This is a genomic window from Streptococcus sp. ST16, assembly GCF_046098135.1.
Lineage (GTDB): Bacteria > Bacillota > Bacilli > Lactobacillales > Streptococcaceae > Streptococcus.
This window is the reverse complement of record NZ_JBJUSE010000001.1, coordinates 1-16042: the sequence shown is the minus strand read 5'-3', so window position 1 is coordinate 16042 and position 16042 is coordinate 1. Positions and strand designations below refer to the sequence as shown.

At 40.5% G+C, this 16042-nt stretch carries 20 protein-coding genes and 1 pseudogene; 2 read left to right on the top strand and 19 right to left on the bottom strand.

What is annotated here, in order from left to right; genetic code table 11:
• Positions 1-77: 77 nt before the first annotated feature.
• The 13 genes and pseudogenes from ACIY14_RS00105 to ACIY14_RS00045 all read right to left on the bottom strand — a co-directional run bounded on the left by ACIY14_RS00105 (position 78) and on the right by ACIY14_RS00045 (position 9070).
• Complete coding sequence (locus tag ACIY14_RS00105; protein WP_409001086.1) at positions 78-698, bottom strand: TIGR01906 family membrane protein; 621 nt, start codon at positions 696-698, stop codon at positions 78-80.
• Positions 688-1461, bottom strand: coding sequence for a TIGR01457 family HAD-type hydrolase (locus ACIY14_RS00100; RefSeq protein ID WP_409001085.1), 774 nt, complete (start codon positions 1459-1461; stop codon positions 688-690). Before ACIY14_RS00100 ends, ACIY14_RS00105 begins: the two co-directional genes overlap by 11 nt.
• A 10-nt stretch (positions 1462-1471) precedes the next feature.
• Positions 1472-2209 carry an acyl-ACP thioesterase domain-containing protein gene (locus ACIY14_RS00095; protein WP_409001084.1) on the bottom strand — a complete coding sequence of 246 codons (738 nt, stop codon included), beginning with the start codon at positions 2207-2209 and terminating at the stop codon, positions 1472-1474.
• Positions 2210-2213: 4 nt separating this feature from the next.
• Positions 2214-3344 carry a radical SAM family heme chaperone HemW gene (gene hemW / locus ACIY14_RS00090; RefSeq protein WP_409001083.1) on the bottom strand — a complete coding sequence of 377 codons (1131 nt, stop codon included), beginning with the start codon at positions 3342-3344 and terminating at the stop codon, positions 2214-2216.
• 73 nt (positions 3345-3417) lie between these two features.
• Positions 3418-3816 (bottom strand): YtxH domain-containing protein, encoded by a 399-nt coding sequence (locus ACIY14_RS00085; RefSeq protein ID WP_084974988.1) that lies wholly within the window; start codon positions 3814-3816, stop codon positions 3418-3420.
• Between the two features lie 15 nt (positions 3817-3831).
• Positions 3832-4215 (bottom strand): DUF948 domain-containing protein, encoded by a 384-nt coding sequence (locus ACIY14_RS00080; protein ID WP_000895031.1) that lies wholly within the window; start codon positions 4213-4215, stop codon positions 3832-3834.
• A complete protein-coding gene (lgt, locus tag ACIY14_RS00075; RefSeq protein ID WP_409001082.1) occupies positions 4216-5004 on the bottom strand; it encodes a prolipoprotein diacylglyceryl transferase in 789 nt (262 codons plus the stop codon).
• Entirely contained in the window at positions 4997-5932 is a 936-nt protein-coding gene (gene hprK, locus ACIY14_RS00070) for an HPr(Ser) kinase/phosphatase (RefSeq protein ID WP_409001081.1), read from the bottom strand. Before hprK ends, lgt begins: the two co-directional genes overlap by 8 nt.
• 131 nt (positions 5933-6063) lie before the next feature.
• Positions 6064-6240, bottom strand: coding sequence for a 30S ribosomal protein S21 (rpsU, locus tag ACIY14_RS00065; RefSeq protein WP_000048054.1), 177 nt, complete (start codon positions 6238-6240; stop codon positions 6064-6066).
• A gap of 93 nt (positions 6241-6333) precedes the next feature.
• Positions 6334-6891, bottom strand: a complete 558-nt coding sequence (locus ACIY14_RS00060) for a hypothetical protein (RefSeq protein WP_409001080.1) — start codon at positions 6889-6891, stop codon at positions 6334-6336.
• Between the two features lie 117 nt (positions 6892-7008).
• Positions 7009-7629, bottom strand: a complete 621-nt coding sequence (locus ACIY14_RS00055) for a Type 1 glutamine amidotransferase-like domain-containing protein (RefSeq protein WP_409001079.1) — start codon at positions 7627-7629, stop codon at positions 7009-7011.
• Positions 7630-7642: 13 nt separating this feature from the next.
• Positions 7643-8260: pseudogene (locus tag ACIY14_RS00050) on the bottom strand (class I SAM-dependent methyltransferase).
• A gap of 102 nt (positions 8261-8362) precedes the next feature.
• A complete protein-coding gene (locus ACIY14_RS00045) occupies positions 8363-9070 on the bottom strand; it encodes a glucosamine-6-phosphate deaminase (RefSeq protein ID WP_000864599.1) in 708 nt (235 codons plus the stop codon).
• Between the two features lie 149 nt (positions 9071-9219).
• Here ACIY14_RS00045 and queA point away from each other — a divergent pair, with 149 nt between their 5' ends.
• Entirely contained in the window at positions 9220-10248 is a 1029-nt protein-coding gene (gene queA, locus ACIY14_RS00040) for a tRNA preQ1(34) S-adenosylmethionine ribosyltransferase-isomerase QueA (protein WP_409001078.1), read from the top strand.
• A 69-nt stretch (positions 10249-10317) separates the two neighbouring features.
• Here queA and ACIY14_RS00035 read toward each other — a convergent pair whose 3' ends face one another.
• From ACIY14_RS00035 to ACIY14_RS00015, 5 genes are read right to left on the bottom strand one after another with little or no spacing between them, the layout of a single operon-like run.
• On the bottom strand, positions 10318-11178 hold the full coding sequence (locus ACIY14_RS00035; protein ID WP_409001077.1) for a YihY/virulence factor BrkB family protein: 861 nt from the start codon (positions 11176-11178) through the stop codon (positions 10318-10320).
• A gap of 29 nt (positions 11179-11207) precedes the next feature.
• A complete protein-coding gene (locus tag ACIY14_RS00030) occupies positions 11208-13262 on the bottom strand; it encodes a cation:proton antiporter (RefSeq protein ID WP_409001076.1) in 2055 nt (684 codons plus the stop codon).
• A gap of 11 nt (positions 13263-13273) precedes the next feature.
• On the bottom strand, positions 13274-13528 hold the full coding sequence (locus tag ACIY14_RS00025; protein WP_000361094.1) for a hypothetical protein: 255 nt from the start codon (positions 13526-13528) through the stop codon (positions 13274-13276).
• Complete coding sequence (locus ACIY14_RS00020; protein ID WP_409001075.1) at positions 13521-14078, bottom strand: class I SAM-dependent methyltransferase; 558 nt, start codon at positions 14076-14078, stop codon at positions 13521-13523. The genes ACIY14_RS00025 and ACIY14_RS00020 overlap by 8 nt, the downstream gene beginning before the upstream one ends.
• Positions 14062-15018: a TIGR01212 family radical SAM protein gene (locus tag ACIY14_RS00015; RefSeq protein ID WP_409001074.1), complete on the bottom strand. Its 957-nt coding sequence runs from the start codon at positions 15016-15018 to the stop codon at positions 14062-14064. Before ACIY14_RS00015 ends, ACIY14_RS00020 begins: the two co-directional genes overlap by 17 nt.
• 91 nt (positions 15019-15109) lie before the next feature.
• Here ACIY14_RS00015 and ACIY14_RS00010 point away from each other — a divergent pair, with 91 nt between their 5' ends.
• Positions 15110-15469: a DUF3397 domain-containing protein gene (locus ACIY14_RS00010; protein WP_268705034.1), complete on the top strand. Its 360-nt coding sequence runs from the start codon at positions 15110-15112 to the stop codon at positions 15467-15469.
• A gap of 96 nt (positions 15470-15565) precedes the next feature.
• Here ACIY14_RS00010 and ACIY14_RS00005 read toward each other — a convergent pair.
• The coding region (locus tag ACIY14_RS00005; RefSeq protein ID WP_409001073.1) for an IS3 family transposase at positions 15566-16042 on the bottom strand (477 nt) is incomplete at its 5' end.

The window sequence follows — 16042 nt, the reverse complement described above, 5'->3', positions numbered from 1 at the left end:
TATCTTTAGGATAACCTAACAATAAATAGGGAGCAGAGCGACTTCTCTCGTTTTTTATTAAAAATACAGAATGTTATCTACTTTTTCCTTGAAGCTTTAGCAAGAAGGAAACCAAACATTCCTTCATACAAAGCAAAGAAAAGTAAAAAGGCATGGAGAAAGAAAGTCTCTGGCAAAATCCAAATAACGGGATCCTTTGCTGGATCAAAAAGCCAGGTATCGTCTCCCACAAAGAGAATCTGATGGAAAAGAGTAAAGAATTGCTCAAAACCAATCAACATTCCTACAAGGCCAATGACTAGAGGCAATAGCACTAAAGTCAGAATACTTTTACGATATAGAGGTAGAAATCCTTTTTTCACAATCTTTCTAACAAAGAAATAGAAACTTGGTAGTGTCACTAGGGCAACTAGCTGAACTAAGTGGAAGAGATTCTTCACCACCGCAAAATGGTGTAAACCTGCTGCTGACGAACGAAAATCTGGCATCTCTAAGACCTGACTAAAGGGATTGGTCAGGTAATTCATCAAGATATGAAAATTGTACTGAATGGTTTCGGGCTTTAGATAGACTCGATCCGCTAAGTTCAGCCACTGAATTTCCAAAGGATAGAAAATCCATGCCAGATAAATGGTTAAGAGAATAGAAAGGGAGAGGAGAAAGAGCATACTTCCCCAAAAAGTCAGTTTAGTTCTCATCAAAATTCCACTCCGCAAGGCTAGAAACCACATGAGTTGGTGCGATTGGCAAGTCAGCCACTTCTTCTGCTTTGGTAAAACCTGTCGTCACCAAGAGCGTTGGAATGCCATTGTCAATCCCTGCTCGGATGTCTGTCAGGTAATTATCCCCCACCATGAGCAATTCTTCTCGTTTCAAACCCAAGTGCTCAACTGCCTTATCCATAATGATAGCATTCGGTTTCCCAATGTAAACTGGTTTCACTCGTGTTGCCACTTCAAGCAGGGTTACAAGTGAACCAGCACCAGGCAAAAGACCACGTTCCGTCGGGATATTGAGGTCTGGATTGGTTCCGATAAAGTGAGCTCCCTTTTGGATAGCTAGAGTCGCCGTCGCAAATTTTTCATAGTCGACTTGCCAGTCCAGTCCAACTACCACATAGGCTGGATTGCCCTTGTCTTCGACATAACCAGCCGCCTGAATGGCATCCTTGAGCCCCGCTTCACCGATGACATAGACTGTCTTTTCCAGTCCCAAGTCATTCATATAGTCGATGGTTGCCAAGGTTGCTGTATAGACAGTTGATAGAGGCGTTTCGATATTAAAATTCTGAGTCAACATCTCTTGAACGCTCTCAGGAGTACGAGTTGTATTGTTGGTCACAAAGAGATAGGGAATGTCTCGCTTTTGCAACTCATGGACAAAAGCCTCTCCTGCCGGAATTCGGTCTTTCCCCTTGTAAATGGTTCCGTCTAAATCAATCAAATAACCTTTATAAGCCATATCGCCCTTTCTAATTGCCTTCAATTTCTTGCCAAGTAATCATAGCTTGGGCATTGATCTCGCCATCACTGATAATCTGATGCTTGCTTTCTAGCCCCTTGAGTTCATAAGCTGAAGCAATCATACCGCCAGGTCGCACCTCTTTGACATATTTGAGATTGATTTTCTTTGGAATATACTTGGTCAAAAAGTCTGCTCCCATGACCTCAAAAATCCAATCCAGGTATTTACTGTTATTAACATGACCATTCATATCCAAGTCGTAAAAACGAACATGGTAGTCTTTACTGATTGGGTCTTCTAAGTTAGCATACTTTGGTCCACGGATCAGTTTTTTATCAAACTCAGACTGGTACGGCGCAACAATCTCTGGTTCGACAGCATGGACTTTACGACTGTCTCTGTCCATGAGAACAAAGGTTGCCACCATGTGGATGATTTCTTGACCTGCTTCATCATAGATAGTGAAACGGCGGTAGCAAAAAAGACGATTGTAAGTCAATGCTTCTGTTTCAATCGTAATCTCCTCAGCAAAGCGAGGCAAGCGAGCCACGTCAATCGCATAGTCTGTAATAATCCAGACCAGATTGTAACGTTCTAACATATCCTTGTCGCTAACTCCCAGCTCAATTGACTGCATACCTGATACTTGCAGGGACAGCAAAATCACATCTGGAAGTTTGATATGACCGTTCATGTCTGCCATATCAAAAGGAATTTTCATTTTCATTTGATAAGTTAAGCCCATTGTTCTACTCCAAAATAAATCGTTCTGCTACAGTGTCTCCCAAGAAGAGACCCCTCTTTGTCATTCGGACACGATCACCGTCGATCTGCATAAGACCTTGTTGAACCAAGTCTCTGACAATTTCTCCATATAGTCCATCAAAGGACCGTCCGAATTTTTCCTCAAATCGTGTCATGGAAACCCCTGATTTCTTGCGGAGTCCCAGAAACATTTCTTCTTCCATCTGCTCCCTTTGACTCAGGTGTTCTTCTGTTATCCGAGCATTTCCTGCCTCTACCGCATTGAGATAGTGGCGGATAGGACCGTGGTTTTTATAACGCACCCCATTCACATAACCTGAAGCGCCCGCACCGATACCATAATACTCAGCATTATCCCAGTACATGAGATTGTGGCGACTTTCAAAACCGGGTTTGGAGAAATTGGAAATCTCATAATGCTCAAAACCAGCTCGCTCCAGTTCTGCGATGATGTACTCAAACATCTCCGCTTCTAACTCTTCCTTGGGTAGGGGCAATTTCCCTCGTCTCATGCGGTTCATAAAGACCGTATGATTCTCCAAAATCAAGCTATAAAGGCTCATATGAGGAATATCAATCGAGATAGCCTTAGCTACATTGTCCTTGACCTGAGCCATAGTTTGACCTGGAAGAGCATAGATTAGGTCGATGGAGATATTGTCAAAACCGGCCAGTTTGAGGCGGTCGATATTTTCATAAATATCCTTCTCCAAGTGACTACGCCCAATCTTTTTCAGCATTTTGTCATCAAAAGTCTGCACACCTAAGGAAACACGATTGACTGGCGACTGTTTCAAAACCGCAATCTTATCTGCGTCCAAGTCTCCTGGGTTAGCTTCAATCGTCAACTCTTCCAAGACAGACAAGTCTAGGTTTTTAGTCAAGCCATCCAAGAGCACTTCTAATTGCGGAGCGGACAAAGCCGTTGGCGTCCCTCCTCCAATATAGAGAGTTCGTAACTTTTGGATATCATAAGAACGAAACTCCTCTAGCAGATGCTCCAGGTAACTATCTACCGGCTGATTCTTGATAAATACTTTTGAAAAGTCACAATAATAACAAATCTGTGTGCAAAATGGAATATGCACGTAGGCGGACGTTGGTTTTTTCTGCATAGTATTTATTATACCACAAAGACAGGTTTGCAGATAAAAATCACCATCTCCAAAAACCAGAGATGGTGATACCTTATACTTCAGTAATATCGATGATGATTTCTTCTTGGTCTTCAGCAACGTCTGGAGTTGCTGACTGTTCTTGCCATTGCTCCTTGAGATTGTTAAAGGTTTCCTTTGACGCTTCTGTCGCTTGTCGAGCACAGGTTTTAGCTTGGTCAAGGACACTATCAAAAGTGATTTCACCAGATTCTACTTGTTCCTTTGTTTTCAGCACAAAATCCGTTGCCTGTTCCTTCACTTCAGTTAGTTTCTCACAAACCTGCTCTCTAGCATATTCTGGATCTTCTCTCAAATCATCTAGAAAATCCTGAGCTTGACTACAAACTTGCTTGCCCTTGTCACTCGTCAAAAACAAAGCAAGAGCTGCACCTGAAACTGTTCCTAAAAGGATAGAGGATAGTTTACCCATAAGAATTCTCCTTTTTTATTTTTTGAAAAATTTACTTGCGACACGGAGAGCTGACAAGCCTGCACCCGTTTTAATAGTCTTTGAACCAGCAGATGAAGCTTTTTTGCCTAAAACACGTGCATGTTGGTTGAGGTCAGATACTGACTCAGACAAGTCTGCCACAGCTGTAAAAAGTGGATCAATCGTCGCAACTTTGACATTGATATCGTCTGCTAACACATTAACCTTAGCCAACAATTCATTGGTCTGATGCAAGGTAACGTTCACATCTGAGCTCAACGTTTTGATGGTTTTCTCTGTCTCATCAATCATACGACCTGCTTTTTGAATGGTAATCGTCAGATAGACTAAACAAACGATCAAAGCAATGGCAACAAGTATATATGCAACTTCTAACATTTAGTTTTCCTCCTCTGTATGATAGAAAGGGGCTTTCTTTCGATTTTGATAAAGTATGATAAAAATACCAAGTCCGATAAGGACAACTGATAACCATTGGGAAACTCGCAGGCCAAAGAACATGAGACTATCTGTCCGCATGCCTTCGATGATCATACGACCAAAGCCATACCAAATCAAGTAGAAAGCCGTGATCTGACCACGTCTGATTTCCTTCAATTTTCTTCTAAAAATCAGAATCAAAGCAAATCCAATCAGATTCCAAACCGACTCATATAAGAAGGTCGGCTGACGGTAGCTACCATCAATGTACATCTGATTACGGATAAAGCCTGGCAAATAATCCAGACTATCTATTGCTGCACCGTAGGCTTCTTGGTTAAAGAAGTTCCCCCAGCGACCTAAACTTTGGGCAATCATGACACTTGGTGCTGCTATGTCTAAGAAATCCCAAGTATTAATCAGCTTTCTATCTGCAAAGATATAAAGGACAATAGCCCCCGCTATCAAACCTCCATAAATGGCCAAACCACCATTCCAGATGGCAATGATTTCACCTGGATTTTGCAGATAATAATCTAAGCGAAAGAGTACGTAGTATAGTCTAGCCCCTAAAATCGCAACTGGAAAAGCAATCAGGATAAAATCCAAAATATCATCTGACAGAATTTTCTTTTTAGGAGCTTCCTTCATGGCAAGGTAGACTGCCAAAATCAAACCAGCCACAATACACAGAGCATACCAACGAATAGAAAAAGGACCGATTTCAAATGCGACTGGATTAATCATTTTTCACCTCATTTTGAGCGATCAGATTTGTCAAGCGTTCTTCAAATAAACGTGTCGCATCAAAGCCCATTTCCTTAGCACGGTAGTTCATGGCAGCCGCTTCAATAACGACAGAAATATTGCGTCCTGTTTTTACTGGGATGCGGATACGTGGAATCGTTACACCAGAAACTTCGAGTTCTTCGGCATTGTTTCCTAGACGATCAAAGGTCTTATGTGTATCATAATTTTCCAAATAAACAGCCAACTGAACTTGTGAAGAATCTTTTACAGCACTTGCTCCGTAGAGACTCATCACATCAATAATTCCCACTCCACGAATCTCAAGTAAATGCTTCAGGATTTCAGCGGGCTCTCCCCAAAGGGTCATTTCATCCTTGGCAAAGATATCTACACGATCATCTGCCACCAAACGGTGTCCCCGTTTCACAAGTTCAAGGCCTGTCTCGCTCTTACCGATACCACTATCCCCTTGGATCAAGACCCCCATGCCATAGATGTCCATCAAGACACCATGAACACTCGTACGTTCAGCCAAACGAGAATCCAAATAGCTAGATAACTCTCCAGATAAACGACTGGTTGATGTTCGACTGGTCAAAATCGCAATCTTACATTCTCTAGCAGCTTTCAACATTTCCTCTGGTACTACCAAACCACGAGCAACGATGACAGCGGGTGTTTCTGGTTGAAACATCTTGGTCAACACCTTATAACGGTTGTGAGAAGACATGGAGACTAAATAAGACCATTCCTTCATTCCCAACAGTTGAAGCCGCTCCGGAGTATAGTAATCAAAATAGCCTGTCATTTCAAGACCTGGTCGAGAAATGTCCGCAGTATTGATTTCTTTTTCAAGTAAATCGCCTTCACCGTAAACAATGTCTAATCTGAGCTTTTCAATGACTTCTTTTACTAAAACCGACATAATTTCCTCCTTCAATCGAGTTCTCCCTACTATTATATCAAATTGTGGTAGGAAGTTTCCTTTTTTTGCAGGATTTACAGTATTTATTTGGAAAGAAAAAAGGCTAGACAAGTCTAGCCTTTCATTTCAAATTAGAATTTTTTACGTTTACGAGCTGCTTCTGATTTACGTTTACGTTTTACAGAAGGTTTTTCATAGAATTCACGTTTGCGTGTTTCTTGAAGAGTACCAGCTTTAGTAACCGCACGTTTGAAACGACGAAGTGCATCGTCAAGAGATTCATTCTTACGTACCACTGTTTTAGACATTTTTTTCACTCCCTTCAAGTTCAAGATCTATTCCATTTTACACACAAAGTGAATAATTGTCAAGAGAAAAGCAACCATAAACTTCTATTATTTTTACTTTCTTCTTTTGAAGATGAAGTAAATCACTAAGATACAGAGAATCAAGCCCAAAACAGCTGGTTTCACAATCGATATGCCACTTCCTCCACTAAATAAAAGACTATGGGCAACCTTCAGAAATGCTCCGATCACTACCGTTGCTAATAATCCATACCAACGTCTACTCCATGTTAAGGATATAATCGCCGTAAAAAATGCTAGAATTGTTGCCAGAATGATAACTTTTTCAATACTCCATCCGCTCGTAAAATAAGTCTTCTCAAAATTCAAAAACTCAATTACTTTTACATCAACTATTTCCGGATTTGGGAACCAGAACATACTAGTAAATAGGCAAAATACAGAAAAGAAAATCAGGCTATAGGATTTTTTATAAGCTCCCATTACAATTGGAATAATAAAGAGAGGGCGAATATACCAACTCAGAGTATTCTGGTGTCTAGTAAATGCCCACTCAAAAAAGCTCGTATCTGATAAAAAAACGACAATGATAGCAATCGTTAGAAACAAGAAAATAACCCCACCTATTTTATCTAACGTTTTTATTTTCATAACTTTTCCCTTCTTGAATTCATAAAATTAATCTATCCATGGCAGATTCCTACTAAGTGAATTATCAATCGCTAATCGTTTTATTGGTAAAATATTACTGTTCTTCCAACCACATCTTTATTCTATTGTCAAGATATCTATTTGCTCATCGTTAACGATAATTGCTTGGTGGTTATGAAGTGGTCGCAATTCAAGCTGCTTTTTATAGGTTTCAAAGGTCTTCTGACTACTATCAGTAAAAGGTTCTTCACCATAATGTGGAAGGACATAAAAATCCACTTCATCCAATCCCGCTGTATCAGATAACTCTGTCGCTACCGTCTTGTCGTCCATGAGTTTATTGTAGTCAATATCCTTGGCTGTAATGATAGCCCCCGCTGATTCTCCCACATAAACCAGCCCATCTCTTATTTGCTCTTTGATGAGAGATAGGAGTTGCTTTTTGTTTAATTCTTGCAATAAATAAAAGGTATTCCCGCCTGAGATATAAAGAATCTTGCTTTGGAAAATCTTTGCCTGTGCAGTTTCTCGATCACAAGAAGCAATATCTAGAACCTCTATCTCAAATCCTAAATCTTTGAATGTTTGCTGAGCCTCATCGATATAGGCAGTATAATCCTCTTTGTTCCCAGCGGTAGGAATAAATAAAACCTTATTTTCTAGATTCTTTTCCTTTGCATAATCGCTAAAAAGCTTTTTGACTCCAGCAAAGTGTGAACATAGAAATAATTGTTTCATGATTGTACCTCCATTAATGTTTAACAATTTTATAAAGGATCCATGATCCCTTTCTTTGACTAGTTACGAGCTCAAATCCTACTGATAACAAGAATCGTCTAAATGCTTCTTCGCTTTGGACCTCTGGTAAAAAGTAAGACAACTTGTTATATTCACAAGCCAGTAAGAGCATCCCGCCTGATTTGAGTATTCTTCGAAGTTCCATAAAAGAAGCCTCTAGGTCCTGCCAATGAAAATGAGTTTGAAAAGCTGTGATTAAATCAACACTTTCATCAGAAAAGCCTGTCTCCCTAACGTCTCTTCATTCAAAATTTAGATTAGTCATCTCTACCTGTTTGGCTTGAGCTATTGCAGTATCTGAAATATCGATTCCAGTTATGGTACTTTGCGGAAAAGTTTCTTTTAGCAGGATGGTTGAACGACCATTCCCAACTCCTACATCTAAGATTACAGGGTAAAATGTTCTATCCAGATAACGAATTGCCCATACAAACATGGGAAGGTAGGCTCTATTCCACAATTTCATCATTCGTTTTCCTAAAAAACCCGAAGGGTTCTTTGATTGCTGAATTAAGCGACTAAATAGTAACATTAAAAGTAAAAAACAAATAAAACTGATTATATTAATCAAAATCGAGCCTCCTCGTATAGCTATATTATACCACTTTAACAGGATAGTGAACATTTGAAGTAAAAAGCCACTCACTCCAAAGAGCAAGTGGTTCTTGTCATTTTACTTTTCAAGCAAGCTGAGCGCTTCAGCATCTGCAATAATAGTCACATCAGGGTGGTTTTGTAGGCTACTTGCTGGAAGATTCTCAGTCACTGGGCCTGATACTGTTCCAGCAATGGCCTCTGCTTTCGACTCACCATAAGCAAAGAGAATAATTGACTTTGCATCCAAGATGTTTTTAATCCCCATTGAGATGGCTTGAGTTGGAACGTCTTCAATCTTGTCAAAGAAGCGAGCATTGGCTTCGATTGTAGACTGGTCTAGGTCTACAAGGTGTGTCTGGCTATCAAAGGCAGTACCAGGCTCATTAAATCCGATATGTCCATTGCGGCCGATTCCCAAGATTTGCAAATCAACTGGATGGTCAGCCAAAATTTGGTTGTAGCGTTCTACTTCAGCTTCAGCATTGTCCTTAATCCCACGAGGCAAGAAACTTTCTTTAAATGGTTTTTGGTTGAATAAGTGTTCTTGCATAAAATGGCGGTAAGACTGAGGATTGTCTCCGTCAAGTCCTACATACTCATCAAGGTTGACACTGGTTAGATTTGAAAAATCAAGGTCACTCTCAACGATTTCCTTGTAAAACTCAAGCGGACTGCTTCCTGTCGCAAGTCCCAAAGTTTGAGCACCATTGGCCAATTTTTCCTTCAGAATCTCAAAAGCAACTTTTCCACCTTCAACCTGATTTTCAACTTTAATAACTTTCATCTTTTCATCCTCCGTTTTAATCTATATTCATTATATGGTATAGACCAATTTTTGTCAAGTGAAAACGATTTAATTTCTAAAAAAAGAGCGCCCAAACTTGAAACGTGTTATAATGGATAAGATTAGAACTTAGAAAGAATGATGAAAAAATGAATACAGCTGATTTTGATTTCCACTTACCAGAGGAATTAATTGCCCAAACGCCACTTGAAAAACGGGATGCGTCTAAACTCCTTATCGTTAATCGTGAGACGGGAGAATTTCAGGATAAACACTTCCACTCTATTATTGATATGCTGGAACCTGGTGATGCTCTTGTTATGAATGACACTCGTGTTCTCCCTGCCCGCCTCTATGGTCAAAAGGAAGAAACTGGAGGCCATGTGGAGCTTCTCCTACTCAAAAATACCAGTGGAGATGAGTGGGAGGTTCTCGCCAAACCTGCCAAACGCCTCAAGGTCGGGACTCGTGTCAACTTTGGTGATGGTCGCCTCAGCGCTGTCGTTACGGAAGAATTGACCCACGGGGGACGCATTGTCCGCTTTGAATACCAAGGAATTTTTCTAGAAGTCTTGGAAAGTCTAGGTGAAATGCCACTACCGCCCTACATCCACGAAAAACTAGATGACCGTGAACGCTATCAAACGGTCTACGCTAAAGAAAGTGGCTCTGCTGCTGCACCAACTGCTGGTCTCCACTTCACCAAAGAACTGCTAGCAGAAATCCAAGCCAAGGGAGTCCATCTGGTTTATCTAACCCTCCATGTCGGACTCGGAACTTTTAGACCTGTTTCTGTGGACAATCTGGACGAACACGAAATGCACTCCGAATTCTACCAACTTTCTGAGGAAGCAGCTGCCACCCTTCGCTCTGTTAAGGAAGATGGAGGCCGTATCATCGCTGTTGGAACCACTTCCATCCGCACGTTAGAGACTATTGGTTCCAAGTTTGATGGGCAAATCCAGGCTGATTCTGGTTGGACCAATATCTTTATCAAACCTGGTTACGAATGGAAGGTTGTGGATGCCTTTTCAACCAACTTCCATCTGCCAAAATCAACTCTCGTCATGTTGGTTTCTGCCTTTGCAGGCCGTGAATTAGTCTTAGATGCATACCAGCACGCTATTCAAGAACGCTACCGTTTCTTCAGTTTCGGTGATGCCATGTTTATCTATTAATTTTCATAATCAAAAAACGCATAGAATCAGATTTGATCCTATGCGTTTTGTAATGGATAACTTTATTAGTTAATTTATTGTAAAGGTTGGATCTTTCAAGCTTTGAACACTGGCATTGATAACTGCTCCGATAATCAAAATCTTAGCAATAAGAATAAACCAGAACATCATGACTACCACGATGATGGAACTGAAAAATCGGACATCCACTAGGTGATTGACATAGTTATTAAAATAAACAGAAAAGATATTCAATAAAAAGATAAGCGTTAGCAAGACAAAGACACTTCCTGGTAAAACATAGCGGATTCGTGGTGTTTTTACTTTTGGAAGGAGATAGTAAATCATGACTAGAATGGCAAAGATCAAGGCATAGACTAGAGGGCCTGTAAAATCTTGCAGGTAGGAGAATAGCGGACTGTCTGATTGCCAGTAAGTTTTGAGGAGGTTGAGCAACATACGACCAAACATACTCAAAAACAAGGCTAGGGCAAAAAGAATCTGCAAGCCGAGGCTAACAAGCAAACTCATCAACTGATGGGAGATAATCCCTCGACTTTTGGTCACCCCATAGGCTTTGTTAAAAGCTTTTTGGAGGAAATCCATTGATTTTGAAAAGGTCCAGAGTGCAGATAAAACGGCAAAACTCAGCAAACCAGTCGATGGTTGAGTCAGAACTTCTCGGACAATCTTGGCGACCACATCATACACTGTATCAGGTAAAAATTCCTTGATCGTAAGTAAGAAATTTGAGACCGGAATCTGAAAATAAGGCAAGATATTGACCATTATCATTATCAAAGGAAAGATTGAAATCAACCAATAATAAGCAACAGCGACACTAGTCAACTCGCTATCAGATGCTTGATAATAATGCAAAAAAGCTTTCAATAGGGGCTTATCCAATAGCTCTTTCCACCACTTTTTCATATCCCATCCTCCGTCATTTTCTTCATCATCTAAGTTCTTCTGATTAAATCTACCATATCATAAGGCAAGGTATTTGCAGCCTCTTTCAGAGAATAATTCTCTAAATTATTCACATTTTGGCGTAGTTTTTTAGCATACTTGGCTGTTATCAGTTTAGCTTCTTCGTATTCAAAGATTGCCTTACGTTCGAGATAGTAGCCTCGTAGCATTTCATCGATATTGCTTGGCTTGATGCGATTGATAACCCGCTCAACAAAAGCACCACTTCCGATAATGGCCGTCTCGCGTAGACGAGACTCTTGCATAAAACTAATCAGAGAACTCTTGTAAACACCCTTGAGGTTTTCCAAACTCTCGATAATCAACTCCGTATTTTCCAAATACAACTCTGAAATCTGATCATAGTCAACTGCTAGCAGCTTACGAGATTCTTCATTCATCCAACTACGAAAGGTCTTACCAAATGTAAACATTTCATGGAGTAGAAAGCGCAGTATCCGTAAGGAAACTAGGAAATAATAAGTCACTCTAGAAGCGAAATTCCGATTGATACTCTGCTCCATGTTTTTTAGGTAACGTTGGTAAACTCGATAGCCACGCTCACTGATTCTATTTTCCTCGTAGGCTTGCTCTAAACCATCACTCTCAATACTCAAGATAAGAAGTTTGAGGGACTCCCAGTCCTCTTGGACTCTCTTATTTTCCAGACTAAGGATGAGGTTTTCAATCCGACCATGATAGTTATCAATAGCTGCATAAAGAGGAAGTTTGTTCTTGTGATGGTCCAGCTCTTTTTCTAATTCTGCAGCTACGTCATTCAGAATCGCAATATGCATCAAATGGTCCTTGCTTTCCTCTTGTTCCTCAGATAAGTGAGGGAGGACCAATAAACCTGTTAGAAAGCTCAATAGTGTAACGCCTGCTACTAAGAAGAGCAGCAAAGGATATTCCTGCTCCAAATGACTTGGTATGAGGAGAATGGTCGCGATAGATACTGTCCCTTTGACACCAGAGAAGGTCAAAAGAAGCATATCTTTCATGTACTTATGAATTTTTTTCTTGAGTCGACGCGTCCTCACAAAGTAAAAACCAGCAATCATGACAAAGCGGATCGCAAAAAGCAAGAAGGTCAGAACGACAACTGAAAGCAGTAAAAGAAGGGGATTGTAGAGAGGATTAGACAAAATTGGCTCCGCAATCAACTCTAACTCCATTCCCAAGATAACAAAGACTGATCCATTTAGCATAAAGGTCACGGTGTGCCAGACGGTCTCCGTCACGGTGTCTACCTGGGCCTCAAGGAGCGTAATTTTCTTAAAGCGACTGGCCTTCAAAATACCTGCAACCACTACTGCGATAATCCCTGAAACATGAAACTCTTCTGCGATAAAAAAGGTCATGAGTGGTAAACTTAGCTCTAGCAATAGTTCGCTGGCTATATCTATCGCTCGCACACTCAGTAAAAAGGTATGCAAGAAACGATTGACCATAGCCGTCACAAAACCGACTACAAAACCACCAAGGATAGAAAGTGCTAGGGAAGTTCCTGCTTGGCTGAGAGAAAAGGTTCCTGTTGTCCAAGCAGCCAGAGCCATCTGAAAGGCAACCAAACCAGAAGCATCATTTAAGAGCCCTTCTCCTTTTAGGATATTGGAAACCCGTTTGGGAAAACGGAAACGTTCAGAAAGAGAGGCAAAGGCAACCAAATCTGTTGGGCCAAGTGCCGCTCCAACTGCTAAACAGGCCGCCAAAGGAAGAGTAAGCCAAAGGAAGTGAGCCATGCTCCCTAAGCTTAAGGTCGAGATAAAAATCACAGGAAAAATCAGAAAGACGACAATCCGCCAGTGTTTCAAAATGGACGTAATATCTGCTTCTTCTGCCTCCCGGAAAAGTAAGGGACCAATAACCATGGCTAGAAACAGTTCTGTATTGAGATGAAAGTCCGCATCGGGAACAAATAAGCCAATCCCAATCCCCAAAAGGATTTGCACAAGAGGAAGGGGTAAAAATGGGAGAAGTTTATTAGTCGTAGTTGAAATGATTAAGACAAATAAAAATAGAATCAAGTAAATGAGTAATTCCACACAATTTCTCCTTAATCTTTTTTACAACAAGATTCAAAAATCTCCTTTTGCTCTTGGATTTTCTGATCAATCTTGGAACAGTCTTTGTGCTCAATTTTTTTCTGGCATCGTTCCATTTCAAGAGCAACTAATTTTTTCTTGATTTTAAGCATTTTCTTGCTCATATGTGCTTCGTCGAGCACTCCGACTGCTCGCTCGTGATGCGTTGACTCGACAAAATTTTGGCGCATGGCCTCTAATTTCTCACGAAGGTATTGTTTATCCATGTCTATACCTTTCTAATTTTTCAATCATAACTAAAAACGGTGGATTGTTAACTTGGTTGAGAGTTCGATAAATAACAGCTGTATACTCTTGTTGGTTCAACTGGCTAACAAAATCCAACACAGCATCCCTCTCGGTGTCTCCTCCTTCATGACCATAGTAGATCATGATAGCAATCCGTCCTCCTTTGACAAGCAAATGACACAACTTTTCTAAGGCTTCAATGGTAGTCTGAGGTTGTGTGATGACGGATTTGTCAGCAGAAGGCAGATAACCAAGATTAAAAATCCCTGCCTTAGCTTCTGTCACAAACTGGTCTAGTGTCTCATGACCTTGCAAGATTAACTGGGCATTTGTCATTCCAGCCTGATCCAAACGCTCTTGCGTCTTCTCCAAAGCCTGCTCTTGGATATCAAAGGCATAGACTTGCTTGGCTAGCTTGGCTAGAAAAAGGGTATCATGGCCATTGCCCATGGTCGCATCCACTACAATATCCTCTTTTGTTACAACTTCAGCCAAAAAATCATGTGCCATCTCAAGTGGTCTTTTCATTTTTAAACTCCTGTTTTACAGCCTTGCATCCTTGCACACTTCCACGACGGCGCATCTCAGTTTCAATAGCATTTAGCACTTCCCATTTTTTGAGGCTCCACATGGGACCAATCAGCATATCTCTAGGCGCATCTCCCGTGATTCGGTGGATGACAATATGCTTGGGAATGATTTCCAGTTGGTCACAAATGACCTTAACATACTCATCCTGACTCATCAGTTGCAAGCGTCCTTCGTGGTAATCTCGCTGCATCCGTGTATTGGTCATGAGGTGAAGCAAGTGCAGCTTAATACCTTGTATATCATTATCCGTGACGCAGCGGCGGACATTTTCGACCATCATCTCATGAGTCTCACCGGGCAAACCATTGATCAAATGGGAAACAATCTCAATCTTGGGATATTTCCTCAAGCGTTTTACTGTTTCAACATACAATTCATAGGAATGAGCACGGTTAATCAGGTCAGATGTTACTTCAAAGGTGGTCTGCAAGCCCAATTCTACCGTCACATGCATGCGTTCCGATAACTCAGCCAAATATTCGATGGTTTCGTCTGGCAGACAGTCTGGCCGCGTTCCAATATTGATTCCTACTACACCTGGCTCGTTGATAGCCTGCTCATAGCGTTCCCGAATCACTTCCACCTTTTCATGGGTGTTGGTAAAGTTTTGGAAATAAACTAGATATTTTTTAACATCTGGCCATTTGCGGTGCATAAAGTCAATTTCCTTATAAAATTGCTCACGGATAGGGGCATCTGGTGCCACGATAGCATCTCCAGAACCAGAAACTGTACAAAAAGTACAACCACCATGAGCTACAGTTCCATCCCGATTGGGACAGTCAAATCCCGCATCAATAGGAACTTTGAAAGTCTTTTCTCCAAAAAGTTTTCGATAATAATCATTCAAGGTATTATAAGATTTCATAACTTTCATTATAACAAAAAACACCCACAATCTCAAAAGCCTGACTTTCCAACAAATTCCCTTGTTTCTCATTTCCTTTAGCGTTTTTTTATGATACAATATGGGTATGATTTTAATGAAAATAGCATCTATTTTATTATTGATATTAACCTTGGTGGTTTGCTTTATTGTCACCAAGCTTTTCGGACTTAGGAAAATAGGATTTAATTTCGCGGATCTAGCTTTTCCACTTTTGGTATTCGAGTACTATCTGATTACTGCTAAAGCCTTTACCCACAACTTTCTACCACGACTTGGAGTCGCACTTTCTCTCCTAGCAATCCTCCTTGTAGTCTTTTTCCTTCTCAAAAAAAGAAGTTTTTATTACCCTAAATTTATCAAATTCTTCTGGAGAGCTGGTTTTCTCCTTACCTTAATCATCTACATAGCAATGATTGTCGAATTGATGATGGTAAAATGATTACCAACCCAGTATTAAATGCTGGGTCTTTCTTTTACTCCTATATCTAAAAAAGGCCAGAGGAATGTACTGACCCCAAAAAGTTAGACAAATAATTTAAGTGAAGGATTTAGTTCTGTATTGCACAGGACTAAGTCCTTTTAGTTTTATCTTAATTCGTTTATTGTTGTAGTAATCAATATAGTCTACAATAGCTTGTTCCAATTGGTTAAGCGACTGAAACGTCTTCTCATAACCATAAAACATCTCCGATTTCAGAATGCCAAAGAAGGACTCCATCATGCCGTTATCTGGGCTGTTGCCCTTGCGTGACATGGATGCTTGAATTCCCTTGCTCTCTAGGAACCGATGATAAGAATCGTGTTGGTATTGCCAGCCCTGGTCGCTGTGTAAAATGGTATTTTCATAGTGTTTCTCTGTAAATGCCTGTTCCAACATCGTTTTTACTTGCTCTAAGTTGGGCGAAGTAGAAAGATGATAAGCAATAATTTCACTGTTAAAGCCATCTAAAACAGGCGATAAATAGAGTTTCTGTGTGCTATTTGGAATGGCAAATTCTGTCACATCCGTATA

Excerpts from the sequence above, each read along its gene's own strand:
- ACIY14_RS00010 (WP_268705034.1), top strand. The coding sequence starts at position 15,110 with ATGGGTATGATTTTAATGAAAATAGCATCTATTTTATTATTGATATTA.
- ACIY14_RS00055 (WP_409001079.1), bottom strand. The coding sequence starts at position 7,629 with ATGAAACAATTATTTCTATGTTCACACTTTGCTGGAGTCAAAAAGCTT.
- ACIY14_RS00015 (WP_409001074.1), bottom strand. The coding sequence starts at position 15,018 with ATGAAAGTTATGAAATCTTATAATACCTTGAATGATTATTATCGAAAA.
- ACIY14_RS00095 (WP_409001084.1), bottom strand. The coding sequence starts at position 2,209 with ATGGGCTTAACTTATCAAATGAAAATGAAAATTCCTTTTGATATGGCA.
- ACIY14_RS00035 (WP_409001077.1), bottom strand. The coding sequence starts at position 11,178 with ATGAAAAAGTGGTGGAAAGAGCTATTGGATAAGCCCCTATTGAAAGCT.
- lgt (WP_409001082.1), bottom strand. The coding sequence starts at position 5,004 with ATGATTAATCCAGTCGCATTTGAAATCGGTCCTTTTTCTATTCGTTGG.
- hemW (WP_409001083.1), bottom strand. The coding sequence starts at position 3,344 with ATGCAGAAAAAACCAACGTCCGCCTACGTGCATATTCCATTTTGCACA.
- ACIY14_RS00105 (WP_409001086.1), bottom strand. The coding sequence starts at position 698 with ATGAGAACTAAACTGACTTTTTGGGGAAGTATGCTCTTTCTCCTCTCC.
- queA (WP_409001078.1), top strand. The coding sequence starts at position 9,220 with ATGAATACAGCTGATTTTGATTTCCACTTACCAGAGGAATTAATTGCC.
- hprK (WP_409001081.1), bottom strand. The coding sequence starts at position 5,932 with ATGTCGGTTTTAGTAAAAGAAGTCATTGAAAAGCTCAGATTAGACATT.
- ACIY14_RS00060 (WP_409001080.1), bottom strand. The coding sequence starts at position 6,891 with ATGAAAATAAAAACGTTAGATAAAATAGGTGGGGTTATTTTCTTGTTT.
- ACIY14_RS00085 (WP_084974988.1), bottom strand. The coding sequence starts at position 3,816 with ATGGGTAAACTATCCTCTATCCTTTTAGGAACAGTTTCAGGTGCAGCT.
- ACIY14_RS00020 (WP_409001075.1), bottom strand. The coding sequence starts at position 14,078 with ATGAAAAGACCACTTGAGATGGCACATGATTTTTTGGCTGAAGTTGTA.
- ACIY14_RS00025 (WP_000361094.1), bottom strand. The coding sequence starts at position 13,528 with ATGGATAAACAATACCTTCGTGAGAAATTAGAGGCCATGCGCCAAAAT.
- ACIY14_RS00045 (WP_000864599.1), bottom strand. The coding sequence starts at position 9,070 with ATGAAAGTTATTAAAGTTGAAAATCAGGTTGAAGGTGGAAAAGTTGCT.
- rpsU (WP_000048054.1), bottom strand. The coding sequence starts at position 6,240 with ATGTCTAAAACAGTGGTACGTAAGAATGAATCTCTTGACGATGCACTT.
- ACIY14_RS00080 (WP_000895031.1), bottom strand. The coding sequence starts at position 4,215 with ATGTTAGAAGTTGCATATATACTTGTTGCCATTGCTTTGATCGTTTGT.
- ACIY14_RS00100 (WP_409001085.1), bottom strand. The coding sequence starts at position 1,461 with ATGGCTTATAAAGGTTATTTGATTGATTTAGACGGAACCATTTACAAG.